Source organism: Mycolicibacter kumamotonensis, assembly GCF_002086285.1.
Classification (GTDB): Bacteria; Actinomycetota; Actinomycetes; order Mycobacteriales; family Mycobacteriaceae; genus Mycobacterium; species Mycobacterium kumamotonense.
The window spans coordinates 1-20,684 of record NZ_MVHU01000055.1 but is presented as its reverse complement, the minus strand read 5'-3'; the positions used below and the strand labels follow the sequence as shown (position 1 = coordinate 20,684).

16 protein-coding genes and 1 pseudogene are annotated in these 20,684 nt (G+C 67.5%); 7 read left to right on the top strand and 10 right to left on the bottom strand.

The features are described 5' to 3' along the window. Window positions 1–180 precede the first annotated feature (180 nt). Genes BST28_RS21765 through BST28_RS21750 form a run of 4 tightly spaced genes read right to left on the bottom strand, consistent with a single transcriptional unit; the run spans window position 181 to window position 4,108 of the window. Window positions 181–906: a VldE C-terminal domain-containing protein gene (locus BST28_RS21765; RefSeq protein ID WP_065289720.1), complete on the bottom strand. Its 726-nt coding sequence runs from the start codon at window positions 904–906 to the stop codon at window positions 181–183. A 25-nt stretch (window positions 907–931) separates the two neighbouring features. Next, window positions 932–2,581, bottom strand: a complete 1,650-nt coding sequence (locus tag BST28_RS21760) for an NAD-dependent malic enzyme (protein ID WP_269085790.1) — start codon at window positions 2,579–2,581, stop codon at window positions 932–934. A 57-nt stretch (window positions 2,582–2,638) separates the two neighbouring features. Next, on the bottom strand, window positions 2,639–3,742 hold the full coding sequence (locus BST28_RS21755) for a DNA topoisomerase IB (RefSeq protein ID WP_109511022.1): 1,104 nt from the start codon (window positions 3,740–3,742) through the stop codon (window positions 2,639–2,641). A 57-nt stretch (window positions 3,743–3,799) separates the two neighbouring features. Then, window positions 3,800–4,108: a DUF732 domain-containing protein gene (locus BST28_RS21750; protein WP_019738752.1), complete on the bottom strand. Its 309-nt coding sequence runs from the start codon at window positions 4,106–4,108 to the stop codon at window positions 3,800–3,802. Window positions 4,109–4,217: 109 nt separating this feature from the next. Here BST28_RS21750 and BST28_RS21745 point away from each other — a divergent pair, with 109 nt between their 5' ends. Then, window positions 4,218–4,613, top strand: coding sequence for a hypothetical protein (locus tag BST28_RS21745; protein ID WP_019738753.1), 396 nt, complete (start codon window positions 4,218–4,220; stop codon window positions 4,611–4,613). 6 nt (window positions 4,614–4,619) lie between these two features. Here BST28_RS21745 and BST28_RS21740 read toward each other — a convergent pair whose 3' ends face one another. Next, window positions 4,620–6,275, bottom strand: coding sequence for a ribonuclease H-like domain-containing protein (locus tag BST28_RS21740; RefSeq protein ID WP_083083030.1), 1,656 nt, complete (start codon window positions 6,273–6,275; stop codon window positions 4,620–4,622). A gap of 18 nt (window positions 6,276–6,293) precedes the next feature. Further along, window positions 6,294–6,890, bottom strand: coding sequence for a diacylglycerol-binding protein (locus BST28_RS21735; protein ID WP_019738755.1), 597 nt, complete (start codon window positions 6,888–6,890; stop codon window positions 6,294–6,296). Window positions 6,891–6,894: 4 nt separating this feature from the next. On the opposite strand from BST28_RS21735, the gene BST28_RS21730 reads away from it, so the two are divergent. Further along, entirely contained in the window at window positions 6,895–7,470 is a 576-nt protein-coding gene (locus BST28_RS21730) for a class I SAM-dependent methyltransferase (RefSeq protein ID WP_019738756.1), read from the top strand. Here the strand turns inward: BST28_RS21730 and BST28_RS21725 are convergent. Next, entirely contained in the window at window positions 7,467–8,108 is a 642-nt protein-coding gene (locus tag BST28_RS21725; protein ID WP_083083032.1) for a glycoside hydrolase, read from the bottom strand. The genes BST28_RS21730 and BST28_RS21725 overlap by 4 nt on opposite strands. Window positions 8,109–8,749: 641 nt before the next feature. On the opposite strand from BST28_RS21725, the gene BST28_RS21720 reads away from it, so the two are divergent. After that, entirely contained in the window at window positions 8,750–9,313 is a 564-nt protein-coding gene (locus BST28_RS21720) for a hypothetical protein (RefSeq protein WP_019738124.1), read from the top strand. Between the two features lie 8 nt (window positions 9,314–9,321). Here the strand turns inward: BST28_RS21720 and BST28_RS23855 are convergent, their stop codons facing one another. From BST28_RS23855 to BST28_RS21705, 3 genes are all read right to left on the bottom strand, one after another. Further along, window positions 9,322–9,711 (bottom strand): hypothetical protein, encoded by a 390-nt coding sequence (locus BST28_RS23855; protein ID WP_065289620.1) that lies wholly within the window; start codon window positions 9,709–9,711, stop codon window positions 9,322–9,324. A gap of 60 nt (window positions 9,712–9,771) precedes the next feature. Next, entirely contained in the window at window positions 9,772–11,535 is a 1,764-nt protein-coding gene (locus BST28_RS21710) for a molybdopterin-dependent oxidoreductase (protein WP_065289622.1), read from the bottom strand. Between the two features lie 181 nt (window positions 11,536–11,716). Then, window positions 11,717–13,483, bottom strand: coding sequence for a molybdopterin-dependent oxidoreductase (locus BST28_RS21705; RefSeq protein ID WP_019737754.1), 1,767 nt, complete (start codon window positions 13,481–13,483; stop codon window positions 11,717–11,719). Between the two features lie 588 nt (window positions 13,484–14,071). Here BST28_RS21705 and eccB point away from each other — a divergent pair. From eccB to BST28_RS21685, 4 genes and pseudogenes are all read left to right on the top strand, one after another. After that, the gene (eccB, locus tag BST28_RS21700; RefSeq protein WP_029249323.1) at window positions 14,072–15,589 is read left to right on the top strand and encodes a type VII secretion protein EccB; all 1,518 of its coding nucleotides are present in this window, start codon (window positions 14,072–14,074) and stop codon (window positions 15,587–15,589) included. Next, window positions 15,586–19,785, top strand: coding sequence for a type VII secretion protein EccCa (eccCa, locus tag BST28_RS21695; protein WP_065289621.1), 4,200 nt, complete (start codon window positions 15,586–15,588; stop codon window positions 19,783–19,785). Before eccB ends, eccCa begins: the two co-directional genes overlap by 4 nt. A gap of 360 nt (window positions 19,786–20,145) precedes the next feature. Next, window positions 20,146–20,445 (top strand): PE family protein, encoded by a 300-nt coding sequence (locus BST28_RS21690; protein ID WP_019738671.1) that lies wholly within the window; start codon window positions 20,146–20,148, stop codon window positions 20,443–20,445. 161 nt (window positions 20,446–20,606) lie between these two features. Further along, window positions 20,607–20,684 (top strand): annotated as a pseudogene (locus BST28_RS21685) (WXG100 family type VII secretion target); the annotation flags it as partial.

The following is a 20,684-nucleotide window of genomic DNA, read 5'->3' as shown; positions in this document are numbered from 1 at the left end:
TCGGGGGCGGGGGTGGCGGCGGTGGGGGCTGCTACGGCGAAAGTCGATGTCATGGTGGCGGCGAACTCCTTCTCCTCGTCGCCCGCGGTACGCGGGCCGGCCTGCCACACATTAGAACACACGTTCGACGTTGTGGGTGTTCGGCTCGCCTGGCGTGCCGGCGGCGAGAGGCCGCGCCGCTCAGTCCGGCGGCGCCGGGGTCATCGACGTGATGAAGTACGTCTCTTGCCCGGTCGGATAGCCGCCGCCGTTGGTGGCGATGTGGACGTGGTCGTAGTGGTTGGCGGTCTCGTTGCCGTAGTCGGAGGTCCAGTTGCCGCCACCGACCCCGGGGTAGATCTTCTGCCGCCAGATCACGTGGTTGACACCCCAGCGCTTGGCGTTGGCCAGGGCATAGCCGGCGATCTGATCGCCGAGCAGGATTCCGGCCTCGCTGTGGTAGTCGGGGATCATCACGTCGATGGCTAGCCCGTCGGGATGCCAGCGCAGCGGGTCCTGGCGGTAACCGTAGATCGTCTTGATCTCCTGAAACAGCACGCCGATGGCGCGGGCCGCCCAGATGGTCTTGACCTGCAGTCCGTTCTCGGGCGCCACCCCGGCCGGCAGCGGGAAGGCGAACTGCTGACCCCCGGTCGGCATCGGCACGTTGGCGGCCAGCGCGGCGGTCTCGGCGGCGTTGGCCACGCGCATCTCGCCGGCCGGTGGTGGCGGCGGCGGGGCGGGCGGTGCTGCCGCCTCGGCCGTCTCGCTGATGTCCTTGGGGGCCGGGGCCGGTGCGTCGGTGCCCTGCGCCTGAAGGAGGGCGGCGGAGACCGCCAGCGACGCCACGATGGCGAGGCCACGACCGCAGCGCCGGACGATCTTCCCTCTTTCCACCACCAGCACTTTAGTGAATTGACATCGCATATCGCAGGACGGTTGCCCAGGACGGCTAGCGCGTCGGGTACTCGGGTATCCAGCGGGTGCGACGGACCGCGGCCGCCAGCTGCTCTTCGGAGGTCTCGGGTGCCACTTTGTCGCGCACCGCCTGGATCGCCACCGCGGTCGCGATCCGGGTGGTGATCTCCGGCAGGTCCTCGAACGCCGGCAACAGTGGCCGGCTGGGATCGCTCAGCGCGGGGGAGGCATCGCCCAAGGTGGTGGCCGCCGCCAGCATCATGGCGTCGGTGACACGGGTCGCGCGTGCGGCGGTCACCGCCAGCCCGATGGCAGGGAAGATATAGACGTTGTTGCACTGCGCGATGTGGCGGGTCTGATCGCCGCGTTGCACCGGGGCGAACGGTGAACCGGTGGCGATCAGCGCCCGCCCGTTCGTCCAGGCGTCGAGTTCGGCGGGGTGGGCTTCGGCCCGGCTGGTCGGATTGGACAGCGGGAAGATGATCGGGTGGTCGGTCTTGGCCGCCAGCGCGCGGATGATCTGCTCGGTGAAGGCGCCCGCCGCCGTCGACAACCCCACCAGAATGCCCACATCGACATGGTGCACCACGTCGGCCAGGCCGTGACCGTCCCAGCCGCTGACGCGGGAGGCGGGTTGAGCGAAGCGGCGCTGGCTGTCCGACAGGTCGGTGCGGTCATCGGTCAACAGCCCGTCCACATCGATCGCCCAAAGCCGTTCGGCCGCTTCGGAATCGCTGAGCCCCTCCGCCACCATCTCCTGGCGGATCATCTCCAGCACACCGATGCCGGCCGAGCCGGCGCCGAACATCACCACCTGTTGCTGTACCAGCGGGCGCCCGGCCGCCCGGACCGCGCCGTGCAACGCGCCCAGCGTGACGGCCGCGGTGCCCTGGATGTCGTCGTTGAACGTCAGCAACCGGCCGCGGTAGCGCTCCAACAACGGCAGCGCGTGCGCGGTGGCGAAATCCTCCCACTGCAGCAGCACGCCGGGCAGTTCCTCCTCCACTACGGTGACGAAGTCCTCGACGAACGCGTAGTACTCCTCGTCGCTGATGCGCCGATGACGCCAGCCGAGGTATTGGGGATCGTCGAGCAGTTCGACGTTGTCGGTGCCGACATCGAGGATGATCGGCAAGGTGCGGGCCGGCGCGATCCCGCCGATCAGGGTGTACAGCGAGAGCTTGCCGATCGGAATGCCCATCCCGCCGATGCCCTGATCGCCCAGGCCGAGGATGCGCTGTCCGTCGGTGACGACGATGACGTCCACCTGCTGCTCGCGCCGGTTGCGCAACACCTCGCGCAACCGGTCCCGGTCGGGATACGACACGAACAGCCCCCGCGGCCGACGGTAGATCTCGCTGAACTGCCGGCAGGCCTCGCCGACCGTCGGCGTGTAAACGATCGGCAGCATCTCGCCGATGTGTTCACTTAACAGTCGGTAGAACAACGTCTCGTTGCGATCCTGCAGTGCGCGCAGGTAGATGTGCTTGTCCAGATCATCGTGGCGGGTCGAGAACTCGGTGTAGGTGTGGGCGGCCTGCTCGGCAATGGTCTTGACCGCCACCGGCAGCAGACCCAGCAGGCCGTATTGGCACCGCTCGTCGTGGGTGAACGCGGTGCCCTTGGTGGTCAGGGCGTCGAACAGCAGATCCTGTCCCCGGCGTTGCCGCCCCGGATGAGCCACCGCGTCACCTTCCTCATCTGAGCCGCCGGTCATGGACGTAGACGTGTTCGATGTTGGTCAGGGCGACGAAGTCCCACGATGAATGTGCACGCCTGCGTGCACGACCAATCGTAGTGGCCGGCAGGCGAGGCGAGCGGAAAAGCTCAGCGCCGTGCCCGGTCGATGCGCCGGATCATCCGCGCGGTCGCATTCTCGACGGCGAGTGCGCGCGGCCGACTTGGTGCGGCCCTTCACCCGGTTCAACGCCGAGCGGATGGTGATGCCCTGCTCGTAGGCCTCCACCACCCGCGGATCCACGTACGATCCGCGGGCCACCGCCGGGGTATTGCCCAATTCCTCTGCCACACTACGCATTACCGCGGCAATCTCGCGGCGCCGGACGGTTGTGGTGGCCGGCTCGTGAGCGACGGCGAAGCGCTCGGCCGCCAACACGGTGCCATGCCAAGTCCGCAAGTCCTTGACGCTGAACTGCTCGTCGGTCAGTTCCCGGGACCGTTCGTTGAGGTCATCGGCGCGCACCTCGGACCACCCCTCGGGTGTGCGGTACACCAGCAGGCGGGGAATGTCGGTCGGCGCACGCAGCAGTGACCGTACCGCCCGGACCACCAGCGCGTCGTCCACCGAGACCGTTCGTCGCACTCCGCTTTTGGCCGGATAGTCGAAATCGACGCAGCCGCTGCGTATCCGGACGTGGTCACGAAGCAGGGTCGCCAGCCCGAAGCTGCCGTTCTCCTGGGCGTATTCCTCGCCGCCGGCCCGGAAATAGCCCCGGTCGATCAACTGCTGGGCGACCGCCAGCACCCGGTCGCGTTTGAGCCCGCGGCAGCGCAGGTCGGTGAGGATGTCGGCGCGCCACTGCGGCAGGATCTTGGCCAGGCTCAGCACCCGGTCGTATTTCTCCTCGGCCCGCTCGGCCTGCCACTGCGGGTGGTAGAGATACTGCTTACGTCCGGCGGCGTCGGTTCCCATGGCCTGGATGTGCCCGTTGGCGTGCGAACAGATCCACACATTGCGCCAGGCCGGCGGAATGGCCAGCTCCTTGATCCGGGCGAGCACCCCGGGGTCCTCGACCGGCCGGGGGCCATCGGTGTAGGAGAAGCCGCGGCCCCGACCGACCCGGCGGAAGCCCCCGGCCCCGACAGTGCTCCTGCGCAGCCTCATGCCACGGAATTACCCGCAGCGCCCCCGCCCGACACACGGTGGGCTTTTGGGCCGGTGCTAGACGCCCGGGCACAACTCGTGCTGTGCGGCCTCGGCGATGAGGGCGAACTGCGGCCACGCCGGGTAGTGCGGCTGCTGGACTTCCACGCTGCGGCCGACGCGCAGGTTCTCGCAGATCATGTGCCCGAGCGAGCGCACGCTCGGCTCGGGAATCGGTTCGTCCCCGGCGTAGCGGGCGGTGTAGCCGTGGGTGTTGAGGTAGGTCATGAAGCCGGCCTCGTCGGCGTGGGCCGGGGCGGCGCCCAAGAGCGCCCCGACCGAGATGCAGGCGGCGGCCGACGCTGCGGTGAACCGGGTCCGACTCATAGCGGCGATGCTACGACGAGCGTGGACGGTGCGGGACGAGCGGTCCCGATCAGGGGCTGCCACGGCGCAGAGCTGCTAGCGTCAGCGGCGAGGAAGAAAGGCACTGGACGTGAAATCAACCGCCCTGGCGACAGCCCTGGCCGCGAGTGCCCTGGCCGGGCTCAGCGGTGCCGCGTCATCGGCTCACGCCGATCCGCTCAATCCCCGCGATCCGGACTACTGCGGTAACAGCCCGGATATTCTGCTGTGCACCGCCCAGCAGTCGACCTACCCGAACGCGGGGGAGATGGCTTACCTCAACGCGATCCGCCCGCAGTTCCCGCCGGGCAGTGAAGCGCCGCGGCTGGCCGCCGGACGCACCGCCTGCCTGGAATTCCCCAAGCACCCGACCAGCCTGATCGTCGAGCAGGTCTCGGTCTATCTGCAGGTTCCCAAACCGACCGCAAGCCAGGTGGTCGACTCCGCCCACGCGAATATCTGCCCGTCGGTGCAGCGGCAAGGCTGAGCCGGCTCAGGGGCCGTCGGCGCGCAGCCCGTCGCGGATCGCGGCCTGCGCCGCGACGTCGCATTCGTTGTATCGCAGGCACCACTGCCGGGCCGCGTCGGCCTCGGGGCCTCCGCCCCGGGCGACGTCGATCGCCAGCTGAGAGGCCAGGCCGCCGGCGTCATCGACCTCCCACTGGAAGCCGAAGTAGCCGGCGACGCATTTGATCGACGACGAGGTGCGGGCGAAATACTCTGCGTCGAACCACTGGCGCAAATCGCAGGTGAGGCCGTCGAGGACTTCTGCGACGGCGGCGAACCTGCGGGTGCTCGACGTCTCGGGATGGTGCCAGTGGAAGACGCGCAGGGAATTACCCTGTCGCTCGGCCCGCTCACGCAATTGCCGGATGCGGGAGACGAATTCGTCGGCGAGCTCGGCTTCGCCGTCGTCGTCGAGCGGGTCGAACGAGACCACCGGCTCGTAGCGGGCGGTCGTGTCGTCCTGGCCGTCGCGAATGCGCACGCCCCACTGGTAGATCCTGCCCTCACCGTCCCACTCGATGTCGAAGTCGACCTCGATGTCGGCGCAGGGAACCGCGGGACGGACCGGTCCGCGTTGCTCGTAATCGATGTCGGCGCAGCTCATTCGGGCGCGCCGGATCACCTTCGCCAACCGATCTTCCGGTTTCTGGGTGCCGACCGATTGGATGCGGAATGCCTCGGCGTGAGCATCCGGGTCGACCTGCGCCAACGCGGCGACGCTCAACCGCTCGCCGTCACCGCACTGCCGGTACAGATATTGCCATTCCCGGACGTTCAGGTGGCCGGTCTCGATCGCGAAGGATGCGTCGTCGTCGCCGGCCACCGCGGCGCAGTGCTCGAACCACTCGCAGGTGTCGCAGTCACCGATCCGGTAGGGCCGCACCAGTTCCCGGCCGGACGCCGCAGCGTGCGCGACTTCGAGGCGAAAGGCGAACTCATGGTCGTAGCGCTGCAGGGCGGAGCGCTTCTTGCGGCGCTGCGGATCGCTGGCGGAATAGGTGGTGATGGTCTCGGCCTGCAGGTCATACCAGGTGATGCCGTGTTGATCGCCGACGAGCCCGGTCAGATCGGAGCTGCCGATGATGCCGCCGCGGTGCAGGCCGGGGTGATACCCCAACTCCTGCAACATCCGGGTGTAGTGCGCCAGTTGCATGACATCGTCACGCCAGCGTGTCCCGCGGTCGCTGTAGCCGGCGCAGGTCAGCAGTTGATCCGGCGCCGACAGCGTCGACACCCACGCCTCAGAGCGTTTCGACGTGTTCAGGGTGCGGTGATTCTTGATGTCGACGGGCAGATAGCCGCCTGCATACCGGATCAGCACATCGGGCATGCCGGAGCGGCCGTTGACCTGCGGTAGGAGTGCTCCGACGATCACCGCGACGCCGGCATCCATCGCCGCAAGGGTTTGCCGCCGTTGCTCGTTTCGGCCGGTGTCGGCGTCGAGCACCACCAGCCGCTCCGAATCACCGAAGCGGTCCCGCAGTTCGTCGAGGATCGCGGCCTCGAAGGCGATGCCGGCTTCGCGCAACGCCACCAGTTCCGGCGAGGGAGCGGCCGGCTCCCGGATACCGGGGGCGAACAGGTTATGGGTGACGCGAGCGCACTGCTTGGCGTGATATCCGCCGAGCGCGACCGGTGCCATCGATACGACCTGCCTATCCTAGGGTGCCGATCGCCTTGTGCCAGCTGCGATTTCGCCGATCAGTGCCGCGACGACTCCGAACGCGAAGTACAGCGGAATCAGCCACGGAGCCACCCCGAACAAGGCGTCGGAATCCTCGGCGTAGCGGAAATGGCCGGCCGCGGCGATCGCGATCTCGATGGCCGGCCCGCAGACCGCGGCCAGGACCCCGCACACGATCGCGGGACCATCTCCCAGTGCACAGAAGGTGAGCACCGCGAAGGCACAGATCAAGGTGGTGATCGGAACTGCCGGTGCGGTGTGCAGCATCGCGGTCACGACATAGCTGCCCAGCACCGCCGCGATACCAGCCACCCCCTGGCGCACCGTCACCCCGGTGCGCACCGCGGGGAGATGCAGTCGCAGCTCCGCCAGAATTGTTGTGCCCGCGCCGACCATGACCGCAAACCAGAGCGGGCTGCTCCAGATGAACGGCGCCGCGTGTGCGGGCGGCAGGTACTCGGTGGTTCCGGTGACCACATGAGAATGATCGCCGATCAGCCCTGCTGCGGCACCCACGACGAAGAGCACCAGCACGATCCAGGGGCGTAGTTTCACCATCGCAGTATCGTCCATCGCGATGAGTGACCACGACCGTGCCCACTGGGATCAGAAATACACCGAGGCAGGTGTGCCGGCGCCCGACGCGATTGGTCCGGCGGCGGTCTTCGCGGCCCACCTGGGTGAGTTTCCTACCGCGGGACACGCGCTCGACGTCGCCTGCGGGCAGGGGACCGGTGCGGTGTGGCTCGCCCAGCGGGGACTACAGGTCCAGGGGCTCGACGTATCCCCGGTCGCGATCGAGCAGGCACGCGCGCTGGCGCAGCGCTGCGGGGTTACCGACCGCTGCCGGTTCGATGTCGCCGACCTCGATCGCGGGTTGCCCCACGGGCCGCCCGCGGACGTCGTCCACTGCGCCCGGTTCCGCGACCGGCGGCTGGATGCCCCGATGATCGAACGCCTGGCACCGGGCGGACTGCTGGCCGTCACCGCCCTCAGCCAGGTCGGGGGCCGCGCCGGGCGGTTCCGGGTCGCGCCGGGTGAGCTCCGGGCGGCCTTCGCCGGTCTTGAGGTGATCGCCCACGGCGAAGGGCACGGGCTGGCGTGGCTGCTGGCGCGACGTCGCAGCCAGGCGGAGGTGGCGCCGGTGGATTAAGCCGGCGGCGCGTCGCGGTCGATGGGGGCCGGGCCGGGCTCGGCCGGAGGTTCGGGCAACGCGTCCATCGGCGGCGCTTCGCCCGGCGGGAGGTCCATGGGGGCCTCGAACGGCGGCGCCTCGGCGGGCGGCGCCTCGGGGGGCGGGGCGTCGAACGGGGGCGGCGCCATCTCGAAGCCCATCGGCTCGGCGGCCGGCTCCGGGGCGGGCGGCTCCTCCATGGCGGCGAACTGCACCGGGGCCTCCATCGGGGGCGCCTGGTCGTCGGCGGGCATCGGCAAGTACATGTGGTGGGTGAACTGGGGCTGGTAGGCGCCGCCGCCGCCGATCTTCACCCCGCCGCGCTCGCCGCTGGACACCGGAGTGCCGTCGGGCAAGGTGACCGCGGTGTGGTGGCTGTTCCAGCCCACCACCAGGGCGCCGGGAGCGGTTCCGTACTGGAAGCCGCGGGCCAGCAGTGCAGACTCCTCGTTGGCGGTGTGGAACCGGTTGCCGAAGGCCGGCCGGCCGGTGGCCACATTGGTCACCCACGAGGCCAAGCCCGAGCAATCCGTTCCCGCGGGGCTGTCCCCACCGGTGATGTACGGGGTGCCGGAAACCTGCTGGATGAGCGCCATCAGCGCTTCGAGACCAAACATGACCAGGCACATTAACAATGGCCTTGTGCGGCAGCCAAAATCTGTGGCAGGCATCACGTTTGGGGTTCAAGTTGTTAAGCATTACGCCGCAACGGAAAACGCCAGGTAGAAGGGTGAAAACGGCCTTCCCGAACCGGATTTCACCCCCGAAACACACGCTAACCCGCAGGTAGAGGCGGTATCCGCGTCGTTTGAGAGTGCTTGAAACGGCCTAAATTTCGAACTGAAACGAAATCGAGTGGCAAATCGGAAAACCGGGTCCAGAGTGCGCCGACGCCGTCGAAAACGCCTGTTACGCATCGTATGTGATTTCCGCGCTGATCTGCCGCAATGATTCTCGTTGGGATTTAACTCTTTTCGATCAGTCGCCGGTGGACGACCTACCGGTTCGCACGGATGTCGGCGAGACCGCAGTAATCACCCAGCGCGCCGCGATGCGCGCGACTCGAGGGCTGATTCCGTCCGGGGCGGGGTCGCTGCACCGGGCCATTAACGCCGGCGATGCCTCGCCGGGTCCCCGACGTGGCGCGGGCCGCCGATCGAACACCCCGCCGCTGGCCGGGGCCCGGGTGAGAAGATAGCGGCGACGCGCACGCCGATCAGCGGCCGTTACAGATGTGAACGTGAGACGGTATCAAGCTATGCAGAACGTCAGCTACCTGACTTACGAAGAGTTCGGGCGGAAGTTCTTCGAGATCGCGGTCACCGAAGAGCGGGTGGCAGCTGCGTTCGCGGCGATCGCCGGCGACGAGTTCGAGATGCCCCCGATGCGTCAGGGCCCCGGCGGGATCGCCCGGGTCAGCGCGAAGGTCAGGATCGAGCAGCCTCGGGTGGATCGCGGGTTGGGGGATCTGCTCACGTTCGCGATCCACATCCCACTGGTGATCGACCTGCTCATCGACCTGCGGCTGGACAAGCAGCGCTTCACCGTCGCCGGCGACATCGCGCTGCGGGCCACGGCGCGGGCCGCCGAGCCGTTGCTGCTGATCATCGACGTGCCCAAACCGCGGCCGTCCGACATCACCGTAGAGGTGTCATCGACGTCCATTCGCGGTGAGCTGCTGCGGATCTTCGCCGGAGTTGACGGCGAGATCCGACGGTTCATCGCCAGTTACGTCGCCGACGAGATCGAGAGCCCCCAGTCGCAAAAGGCCCAGATCATCGACGTGGCCGATCGCCTGGACGCGGCCTGGACGGGGCCGTGAGCGGCCGTCTACGGGTAGGGGATCGCCGGGATGGCCGGGATCGCCGGAATCGCGGGGATCGCCGGGATGGCCGGAACTGCGGGCACAGCGGGCGCCGACGGCACCCGGGGCGCCGCCGGCGCGGGCACGGTGTTGGCCTCGCCCTGCTGGGCGGGGCGCTCGTAGGCGGGTGCGGCACTGGTGAGCGGGGCTTCCGGGGCGGGGGTCGGCTCCGGCAGGGTGGCGGCTTCGCCGGGCTCGATCGGCGCCAACGGGGCGGCGGGGGCCACGGTGACCTCGCCGGCGGCGCCCTCCTCGGAATCGCTCTCGCAGTCACCGCAGGCGGTCGCCACCGCGCCGACTGCGAGCCCGGCCGCCACCATCGACAGGACTGACTTTCCGATACCGCGATTCCGCATGGATTCTCCCGTCGTTGGATTGCTGGGATCTACCCTACGGCGGTCCGGCGGTGATGCGGCCTACAGCGTCTGCCGATACCCGAAGAATTCATGATCCTCATTGTAACCGCCGTAGCCGCCACCCACTTCGCGGAAGTGTGCAACGAACTCAATACCCTTGAGCCACTTGACCATTTTGAAGCCGTGCTGCAGCTCGTTACGTAGCCGCAGCGGCGCTCCGTGGCCGTAGCTGAGCGGTTCGTCGTTCATCCGGTAGGCCAGCATCGTCAGATGGTGGTCCATCTGCTCGATGGCGTGCGCGTCGTAGTAGAGCCCGCCCTCGGACCCGGGGGCCATCGAGTAGAACACCACCCACTTGGCCTCGGGCAGGGGTTTGACGATGTCGAGGATGGTCTTCATCGCGACCCCGCCCCACTTGGCCACTCCGGACCAACCCTGAATGCAGAAGTGCTGGGTGATCTGTTCGTGGTAGGGCAGGGCTTTCAGTTCCTCGAGGGAGAATTCTCTCGGGTGTTCGACCAAGCCGTAGACGTGCAGCCGCCAGTCGGCGAAATCGCCGGCGAACAGCTCCTTGTACTCGACGGTTTCCGGGTAGGTGCCGTTGTGCCAGAAGTGCGGCGAGATGTGTTCCTCGGTGAACGCACCCGGTTTGGGGTTGGCGAACTCGAACAAGCGCTGCAGCGGGCCGATCAGCGCGTAGCCCACTCGTTGCACTACCCGTGGATGGCGGTAGGTGAACGGGGTGGCCCGCACCCAGGCGGCCATCGTCACCGCCATCGCGGCGGTGAAAACCCAGAATCCGGCCAGCCCGGAGCCGTCACGAGCGGCGAACATGTGGTTGAGGTTGCGTACGGCCTCGGTGGCCAACACCAGCGTGACGTGCACGCCGATGAACGCCAGGAAGTAGGCCATCACCAGAAAGTGCAGCGAGCGGGCCAGCTGGATGCTCAGTCGCTTGCTGATGTGGGTCAGGCGCATCGATACCGCCGGACTCATCCCCAGCCCGGTGATCAACGCGGCCGGGGCGGCGACGAACACCGTCGTGAAGTACGCCAGCAGCTGCAGGCTGTTGTAGGCCACCCAGCCGTTGTCGTCGGGCCAGTTCAGCGAGAGGTACTGAATGGCCACCGACACCGCGTTGGGGAAGACGTCCCAGCTGGTGGGTACCAGATGGCGCCAATGCCCGGTGGTGAACAGCAGCACGTAGAACACCGCACCGTTGGCCAACCACACCACATCGGTGCCCAGGTGCCACCAGCGAGCCAGGCCGATCGCGTGGCGGATCCCGGGAAGACCGAGCTGGTCGGGAAGGCCCACCGAGTCCTGCTTGGCCGTCCACATCGGGTCCTTGGGAACCGGCCCGGCGATACGGAACCACTCGTCGGTGTCCGGGGTGGCGTTGCGGCTGAAGTACAACCGGGGATGGTCGGCGAGGATCTGGATGCCGGACCGGACGATGAACGTCATCAGGAAAAGATTGAAGAAGTGCTGCCAGCCGGCCCACGCGGGGATTCCCGGCGCGGTGCTGTCGGTCGCGACGGTGCCGGGGTAGCGGTGGACGAAGTCGTCGACCGCCGGGAAGCCCACCAGGTACTTCGCCACGGCGACGGCGGTGACCAGTGCCGCGAAACCCATGGGGATCAGCCACAGTAGGTTGAACCACTTGTCCCGGCCGACGCGCAGCCGGGGAGCGATGGCCCTCTTCTCGCCCAGGCCGCCCGCCCACGTCTCGTGGTTGACGACGTCGTGCGCGGGTGTCAGCTCGTCACGGTGACTCACCAGCGCTGTTCGGTTCGCCGCGTGGTTCTCGTCAAGGTGTGCCATGCCCGATTCCTCACCCGTCTGCATCCCGTAATAAAAAGCATTAACATGCGGAATATTAGGGGGCCTGGCTGCGAGCTTCATGGAGATTCGGTGCCGGGTCCCTGAGCGCACCGGGCCGCCCGGCGCGAAACGCAGAAAGGGCCGGCCTAGTCAGGCCGGCCCTCACTGCTTACCGCGAGTGTCAGATCGTCTGGTGGCGACCGAAGAACTTGTGGTCTTCGCTGTAGCCGCCGTGGCCGCTGCCGATCTCCTCGTAGGAGGCGACGAACTCGATGCCCTTGATCCACTTGACCAGCTTGTAGCCGTGCTGCAATTCATTGCGCAGCCGCAACGGCCGGCCGTGCATGTAGGGCAGCGGCTGGTCGTTCATGTTGTAGGCGAGCATCGACATGTGATGCCACATCTGGTCGACCGGGTGCGCGTTGTAGTAGATCCCGCCGGTGGCGCCCAGACCCATCGAGTAGAAGACGGCCCACTTCGCCTCCGGCAACGGCTTGACGATGTTCATGATCGTCGACATCTGCACGCCGCCCCACTTGGCCACACCGGACCAGGCCTGCACACACATGTGCTGGGTGATCTGGTCGTGGTACGGCAGCGCCTTGAGGTCCTCCAGAGAGAATTCCATCGGGTTCTCGACCAGCCCGTAGACCTTCAGTCGCCAGTCCTTGAAGTCGTTGGCCTCCAACTCCTTGTATTCGACGGTCTCCGGCAGCCGGCCGTTGCGCCAGTGGAACGGTGAGATGTCTTCCTCGGTGAAGGTGCCCGGCTTAGGGTCGAGCTTCTCCAGTGCCCGCTGGAACGGGCCGATCAGGGCGTAGCCGACCTTCTGGACGACCCGCGGGTACCGCAGCGTGAGCGGGGTGGCGGCGATCCAGCCAATGACGCACACCACCAGGGCCACGCAGAAGACATAGAACCCGGTGGCGCTGTGGCATTCGGGTCCGGCGCCTTCGGCGCAACCGCGCGCGGCGAACATGTGGTTCAGATTGTCGAAGGCGTCGGTGGCGAACACCATCGTGACGTGGACCAGGATGAACATCAGGAAGTAGCACAGCACCAGGAAGTGCAGGGACCGGGCGATCTGCAGGTTCAGGCGCATGTGCTTGCTGATCAGCCCGAGCCGCTGCGACAGCGCCGGTGACATGCCCAGGGCGGTGATCAACGCGGCCGGGGCGGCGATGAATACCGTGACGAAGTAGGAGAGCAACTGCAGCGCGTTGTAGTTGGTCCAGGTGTGGTCGTCCGGCCAGTTCATCGAGGCGTACTGGATCATCACCGAGCCGGCGTGCGGGATGATGTCCCAGCTGGTCGGCACGATGCGCCGCCACTGCCCGGTGGTGAACAACAAGACGTAGAAGATCGCGCCGTTGAGCAGCCAGAGCACGCCCGTGCCCAGGTGCCACCAACGGGCCAGGCCGATCGAGTGCCGAAAACCCGGCAGGCCGAACTGCGCCGGCAGCGCGACGGTGTCGGCGTTGGCGGTCCAGTACGGGTCGTCCGGAACCGGCGGCCCCACCCGCAGCCATTCGTCTTTACCGGGGGTGGAGTTGCGGCTGAAGTACAGCCTCGGGTGGTCGCAGAGAATCTGGATGCCCGCCCGAATGATGAAGATCATCATGAACAGGTTGAAGAAGTGCGTCCAGCCGGCCCAGGCGGGCAGGCCGTCTTCGATCGCGGACGACGGCGTGCTGCCCGGGTACCGGGCGATGAAGTCCTCGACGCCGGGGATATTCCGGATCCCCTTGCCGGCCGCGATCATCGCCACCAGCCCGACGAAGCCGATCGGGATCAGCCACAGCAGGTTGAACCACTTGTCTTTTCCGACGCGCAGATGCGGGGCGGTCGCGCGGCGCGAGAGGTCAAAGCCACCACCGTAGGTCTCGACGTCGACGGTGTCGTCGTGATTCTTATGAATCTCGGTGCGGTAGCCCTGTTCCAGCTCCAACTCGACGTCGACGACGTCGGTGGAGTACTTGACGTGGTGGGTTGTCTCTTTCGCTGCTGGTGAGGTGGCAGGACCTCGTGGGTCCAGCTGTCCGTCAGAACCCTGTCCGTCGATCGTTGTCACGCCCAGACAGTACAGCCGTCGGCCTCGCACCCTGGTGGTCTGACACCAAATGCACAGGTTTCTGGCAGGAAGTTCAGATAACGCAGATAGGGATCATGACGGCGTGGATCGCCGCGGTTGCGGTACGGCGCTCGTCGGTCCGTACCGGCCGCGACGGTGTTCTGATCGCCGCGATTCTTTCCGAGCGTACGTGCGGCCGTCCGTCGGGCGGCGCCGCGGTGTCCCGACCCGAAAATTGGGCGTAACTGACCGTTTACCTAATGCCGCCATAATTCAAGACAGATTCAGTGAACCGAATTCGCCATCGCTGCCGGATTGGAATCTGCGCGGCGGGCGGCCACTGCGTAACACGGCTAGCATGCGCAGTGGAGAAACGTGTGATCAGGCAGGGGTAGATGACGACCAATAAGGCACCGGTACGGCGCGTCGGCCGGGCAGTGCAACGGGTGGGGGTTGGGACGCACCGTGGCTGACGAACACCGGGGTCCCGGCTACGGGCTGGGGCTGTCGACGCGTACCCAGATGACCGGGTACCAATTCCTGGCGCGGCGGACCGCGATGGCGTTGACTCGCTGGCAGGTTCGGATGGAAGTGGAACCGGGCCGGCGGCAAGCGCTGGCGGTCGTCGCCTCGGTGTCGGCGGCCTCGGTCATCTGCCTGGGTGCGCTGCTGTGGTCGTTTCTGAGCCCCTCGGGCCAGCTGAACGAATCGCCCATTATCGCCGACCGTGACTCGGGGGCCCTCTACGTGCGGGTCGGCGACACGTTATATCCCGCACTGAATTTGGCTTCGGCCCGGCTGATCGCCGGCCGCCCCGACAATCCCCACAAAGTGCGCTCGACGCAGATCGCCGAGCAGCCGCACGGCCCGCTGGTCGGTATTCCGGGGGCCCCCTCGGACATCCAGCCGACCGCCCCCACGTCGTCGTCGTGGCTGATCTGCGACACCGTCGCCAACGTCCAGGGTGTCGGGGCGCCGTCGCCGGTGACCGTGACGGTGATCGACGGCACGCCCGACCTCAGCGCCGACTCCCGGCGCCGGGTGCTCGACGGCCCGGACGCGGTGGTGCTGCGCTACCGCGACGAGTCGTGGGTGGTCCGCCAGGGGCGCCGCTCGCGTATCGACGCCGCCGACCGGGCGGTGCTGCTGCCGCTGGGGCTGACCCCCGAGCAGGTCGAGCACGCCCGGCCGATGAGCCAGGCGCTGTTCGACGCGCTGCCGGTCGGGCCGGAGCTGGCGGTGCCGTTCGTTCCCGACGCCGGTAAGCCGCCGGCCTTTCCCAATGCCCCCGGGCCAGTGGGAACCGTCTTCACCACGCCGCAATTGGCTGGGCCGCAACAGTATTCGGTGGTGCTGATGAACGGCGTGCAGACCGTGTCACCGGTGGTGGCGCGCATCCTGCAGAACGCCGGGGCGACCGCGGGCGGTGCGCCGGCAGTGGTTGCGCCGCAGGATCTGGCGAAGATGCCGGTGGTCACCGGACTGGACCTCTCGGCCTACCCGGAGGGGCCGCTGAAGGTCGTCGACATCAAGGAGAACCCATCCACCTGCTGGTGGTGGGAGCGCTCCAACGGTGACAGCCGGGCGCGGGTACAGGTGGTGTCCGGCCCCACAATTCCCGTGCCGCAGAAGCAAATCAACCGAGTGGTGTCCCTGGTGAAGACCAACGACACCAACACGCCGCAGGCTGACCGGGTTTATTTCGGTCCGGGCTACGGCAACTTCGTCGCGGTGACCGGCAACGACCCGGACGCCTCGACCCGGGAATCGTTGTGGTGGTTGTCGGCCTCGGGCGTGCGATTCGGTGTACCCGGCGACGACGAACGCAAGGCGCTCGGTCTGGTCGGCGAGCCCGCGCTGGCACCGTCGGTGGCGTTGCGCCTGCTGGCGCACGGCCCGACGCTGTCCCGCCAGGACGCGCTGGTGCGTCACGACACCCTGCCAACCGATATGAGCCCTGCAGAATTGGCGGTGCCTAAGTGAAACGTGGATATGCCCGGCCAACGCCGGAACGCGCTCCGGTGGTCAAGCCGGAGAACATCGTATTGCCGACGCCGCTGAGCGTGCCACCGCCGGAAGGCAAGCCGTGGTGGCTCGTGGTGGTCGGGGTGCTGGTGGTCGGCCTGCTGGTCGGCATGGTCTCGATGACGGTGGCCAACGGCTCCCGGATGTTCCTGGGCGCCGGCGCCATCTTCCCGATCTTCATGATCGGCGGAATCGCGATGATGATGTTCGGTGGCCGCTTCGGTGGCGGAGCCCAGCAGTTGAGCCGGCCCAAGCTCGACGCGATGCGCGCCCAGTTCATGCTCATGCTCGACCGACTTCGGGAGTCGGCGGCGGAGTCCGCGGACAGCATGGACGCCAACTACCGCTGGTACCACCCGGCGCCGTCCACCTTGGCCGCCTCGGTGGGTTCGACGCGGATGTGGGAGCGCCAACCCAACGGCAAGGACCTCAACTTCGGGCTGGCCCGGGTCGGGGTGGGGATGACCCGACCGGAGGTCACCTGGGGCGAGCCGCAGAACATGCCCACCGACATCGAGCTCGAACCGGTGACCGGCAAGGCGCTGCAGGAGTTCGGGCGCTACCAGAGCGTCGTCTACAACCTGCCGAAGATGATCTCCCTGCTGGTCGAGCCGTGGTACTCACTGGTCGGCGACCGCGAACACGTGCTCGGCCTGATGCGCGCGATCATCTGCCAGTTGGCCTTCTCGCACGGACCCGACCACCTTCGCATGGTCGTCGTCACCTCCGATGTGGAGAAATGGGATTGGGTCAAGTGGCTGCCGCACTTCGGCGATCCGCGCCGCCAGGACGCCGCCGGTAACGCCCGCATGGTGTACGGCTCGGTGCGAGACTTCGCCACCGAGCACGCCGACCTGTTCTCCGGCCGCGGGTCGTTCATGCCGCGCCACGCCAGCTCGTCGGCGGAGACTCCGACACCGCACCACCTGATCGTCGTCGACGGCATCGATCCGCAGTGGGAGTACGTCAACACCACCGAGGGCATCGACGGCGTGACGTTCTTCGACCTGACCGGCGCCCCGGAATGGCGCGGTGTGGCGCAACGGGTGCTGCGCTTCGACGACAAGGGCATCATCAACGCCCTGCCGCGTGACCGCGACACCTGGATGGTCATCGACGACAACGAGTGGTTCTTCGCCCTGGCCGACCAGGTCAGCCAGACCGACGCCGAGCAGTTCGCGCAACGGATGGCGCACTGGCGGCTGGCCGAGGCCTACGAAGAGATCGGTCAGCGGGTCACGCACCAGATCGGGGCCCGCGACATCCTGTCCTACTACGGCATCGAGGATGCCGGACGCATCGACTTCGACCAGCTGTGGACGAGCCGTCAGAAGGAGGGCAGCCGGGCCCGGCTGCGGGTCCCGTTCGGCAACCGCTCCGACAACGGTGAGCTGCTGTTCCTCGACATGAAGTCTCTGGACGAGGGTGGCGACGGCCCGCACGGCGTCATGTCGGGAACCACCGGCTCGGGTAAGTCGACGCTGGTGCGCACGGTGATCGAGTCGCTGCTTCTGGGGCACGCGCCCGATGAGCTGCAGTTCGTGCTGGCCGACCTCAAGGGTGGCTCGGCGGTCAAGCCGTTCGCCGGGGTACCGCACGTCTCGCGGATCATCACCGACCTGGAAGACGACCAGGCACTGATGGAACGCTTCCTCGAGGCGATGTGGGGCGAGATCGCCCGCCGTAAGTCGATGTGTGACGCGGCCGGCGTCGACGGCGCCAAGGAGTACAACGAGATCCGGCTCCGGATGCAGGCACGCGGCGATCACAGTCTGCCGCCGCTGCCGATGCTGGTCGTAGTCATCGACGAGTTCTACGAGTGGTTCCGCATCATGCCGACGGCGGTGGAGGTGCTGGACTCGATCGGCCGCCAGGGCCGCGCCTACTGGGTGCACCTGATGATGGCGTCGCAGACCATCGAAAGCCGCGCCGAGAAGCTGATGGAGAACATGGGCTACCGGTTGGTGCTCAAGGCGCAGACGGCGGGTGCGGCGCAGGCCGCCGGCGTGCCGAACGCAGTGAACCTGCCGGCCAAGGCCGGGTTGGGTTACTTCCGCAAGAGCGGCGAAGAGGTCATCCGTTTCCAGGCCGAGTTCCTGTGGCGCGACTACCACCGCGGCGGCATGCTCGACGACGAGCAGCTGCCGCAGGTGCACTCCATCGACTACATCCGGCCGCAGCTGTTCACCACCGCGTTCACTCCGCTGGAGGTGAGCGTCAGCGGAACCGAGCTCGAGGCAGCCGAGGAAACGCCAGCCATCACCGCCACACCGGCCGAGGAGCCCATCGCCGAGGAAGAGGAAGCGATCCGCATTCCCAAGGTCGGCACGGTGATCATCGACCAGCTGCGCCGGATCGACTTCGAGCCCTACCGACTGTGGCAGCCGCCGCTGGACGTCCCGTTGCCCGTCGACGAGTTGGTGAACCGCTACCTGGGCCACCCGTGGCAGCAGGGCTACGGGACCCGGCGCGACCTGGTGTTCCCGATCGGGCTCATCGACCGGCCCTACAAGCACGATCAGCCGCCGTGGACGGTGGACACCTCCGGGCCGGGCGCCAACGTGCTGATCCTGGGCGCCGGCGGGGCGGGCAAGACGACGGCGCTGCAGACCCTGATCTGCTCGGCCGCGCTGACCCACACCCCCGAACAAGTCCAGTTCTACTGCCTGGCCTACAGCGGCACCTCGCTGACCACCGTGGCCGCACTGCCGCACGTGGGCAGCGTCTGCGGTCCGACCGACCCCGACGGTGTGCGCCGCACGGTCGCCGAACTGCTGGCACTGGTGCGCACACGTAAGCGCAGCTTCCTGGAGAACGACGTGGCCTCGATGGACGTCTTCCGGAGGCGCAAATTCGACGGCGCCCCGGGCAACGTTCCCAACGATGGTTTCGGCGACGTCTACCTGGTGATCGACAACTACCGCGCGCTCGCCGAGGACAACGAGGTGCTGGTGGAGCAGGTCAACCAGATCATCAACCAGGGGCCGTCGTTCGGTGTGCACGTGGTGGTGACCGCCGACCGCGAGTCGGAGCTGCGCCCGCCGGTCCGCAGCGGTTTCGGATCGCGGGTCGAGTTGCGCCTGGCCGCCGTGGAGGACGCCAAGTTGGTGCGCTCCCGCTTCGCCAAGGACGTCCCGGTCAAGCCGGGCCGGGGCATGGTGGCGGTCAACTACGTGCGACTGGACAGCGACCCCCAGTCCGGCCTGCACACGCTGATCGCACGACCCGCGATGGGCGACACCGACGAGCAGGTCTTCGAGTCCGACAGCGTCGGCGCCGCGGTCAGCCAGATCGCGGTGGGCCGGGTGCGCCCGGTGCGGCGCCTGCCGGCGCGGTTCGGGCTGGACGAGGTCCGGGCGGCCGCGGCCAACGACCAGCGCGAAGGAGTGGGCGCCGGGGGAATCGCCTGGGCGATCTCCGAACTCGACCTGCAGCCGGTCTATCTGAACTTCGCCGAGAACGGGCACCTGATGGTGACCGGACGCCGGGAATGCGGTCGCACCACCACGCTGGCCACCATCATGAGTGAAATCGAGCGACTGTACGCACCCGGTGCCAGCACGGCGCCGTCCACCACGGAACGCTCCGCGCAGGTGTGGCTGATCGACCCCCGTCGGCAGCTGTTGACCACCCTGGGCTCGGACTACGTGGAGAAGTTCGCCTACAACATGGACGGGACGGTCGCGTTGATCAACGAGTTGGCCGCCACCCTGGCCAACCGTGAACCACCGCCGGGCCTGTCGGCCGAGGAACTGCTATCCCGCACCTGGTGGAGCGGGCCGGAGATCTTCTTGATCATCGACGACATCCAGCAGTTCCCGCCCGGCTTCGACTCGCCGTTCCAGAAGGCCGCCCCCTGGGTGACCCGCGCGGCCGACGTCGGCCTGCATGTGATCGCCACCCGGACCTTCGGCGGCTGGTCGTCGGCGGGCAGCGACCCGCTGCTGCGGGCCCTGCACCAGGCGAACGCGCCGCTGCTGGTAATGGACGCCGACCCCGACGAGGGCTTCATCCGCGGCAAGATGAAAGGCGGTCCGCTGCCCCGCGGCCGCGGCCTGCTGATGGCCGAGGACACCGGGGTGTTCGTGCAGGTCGCCGCCACCGAGTTGCGGCGCGCCCCGGCACACGAACGCGCTGCCACGCCGGTCCGCTGAGCCGTACCACCGGCCACCGCTGTGGCACCGGTAACAGCGACGGATGGTTGCTGGCGGCGTCACACCGGTAGCTGACCCGGGGATTTCGCCGCGCCGAGATTTTAATGGCAGGTGCCTTTGCGGCCGCCTCGGCGGGGCGCTGGCCCCACTGCTGCGGCGGTAAATCGCAGAGCTGTGTTTCGGCAGGTCGGCTTCCTTTCGATGCCGACGCCGCCGGGTGCGGGTTACTCCGCTGTTACCCCAGGTGAACAGTTGCTTTCGCCAGGTGAACAGTAGGCATCAAGGGCCGCATCCGCCGTTTTCAGCCTTTACGCTCAAGGGCAGAAAGATTGCTGAAGGCGATCCGAGGAGGAAAATCGAATGTCGTTCGTGAACGCGCAACCCGAGGCGCTGGCCGCCGCCGCAGGAAACCTGAGCGGAATCGGTTCGGCGTTGAACGCGCAGAACGCCGCAGCCGCCGCCCCCACCACCGGTGTGGTGCCGGCCGCCGCCGATGAGGTCTCGGCGTTGACCGCCGCCCAGTTCGCCGCGCACGCCACGATGTACCAGCAGGTGAGCGCGCAGGCCGCGGCAATCCACGAGATGTTCGTGGCCACCCTCAACAGCAGTGCCACCTCCTACGCCGCCACCGAGGCGGCCAACGCGGCCGCGGCGGGCTGAGCGGCGTCGGCCGGAGGCTGATGGGAGGGGGAACTATTCATACGTGCAAAGCCGGTAATCGGTTACCGCGGTAACCGACGGCTATATCCGGCAACGGCGCCGCCACAGAAACAACTACAACCAACCGAAAACAAACGAACTTCAGACAAGGAGACACCACAGTGGCAACTCGTTTTATGACTGATCCGGACGCGATGCGTGCGATGGCGGGGCGTTTTGATGTGCACGCCCAGACGGTT

Coding starts and splice junctions, on each gene's coding strand:
- BST28_RS21765 (WP_065289720.1), bottom strand. CDS start 906: ATGCGATGTCAATTCACTAAAGTGCTGGTGGTGGAAAGAGGGAAGATC.
- BST28_RS21755 (WP_109511022.1), bottom strand. CDS start 3,742: ATGAGGCTGCGCAGGAGCACTGTCGGGGCCGGGGGCTTCCGCCGGGTC.
- BST28_RS21750 (WP_019738752.1), bottom strand. CDS start 4,108: ATGAGTCGGACCCGGTTCACCGCAGCGTCGGCCGCCGCCTGCATCTCG.
- BST28_RS21740 (WP_083083030.1), bottom strand. CDS start 6,275: ATGGCACCGGTCGCGCTCGGCGGATATCACGCCAAGCAGTGCGCTCGC.
- BST28_RS21735 (WP_019738755.1), bottom strand. CDS start 6,890: ATGGACGATACTGCGATGGTGAAACTACGCCCCTGGATCGTGCTGGTG.
- BST28_RS21730 (WP_019738756.1), top strand. CDS start 6,895: ATGAGTGACCACGACCGTGCCCACTGGGATCAGAAATACACCGAGGCA.
- BST28_RS21725 (WP_083083032.1), bottom strand. CDS start 8,108: ATGTTTGGTCTCGAAGCGCTGATGGCGCTCATCCAGCAGGTTTCCGGC.
- BST28_RS21720 (WP_019738124.1), top strand. CDS start 8,750: ATGCAGAACGTCAGCTACCTGACTTACGAAGAGTTCGGGCGGAAGTTC.
- BST28_RS23855 (WP_065289620.1), bottom strand. CDS start 9,711: ATGCGGAATCGCGGTATCGGAAAGTCAGTCCTGTCGATGGTGGCGGCC.
- BST28_RS21710 (WP_065289622.1), bottom strand. CDS start 11,535: ATGGCACACCTTGACGAGAACCACGCGGCGAACCGAACAGCGCTGGTG.
- BST28_RS21690 (WP_019738671.1), top strand. CDS start 20,146: ATGTCGTTCGTGAACGCGCAACCCGAGGCGCTGGCCGCCGCCGCAGGA.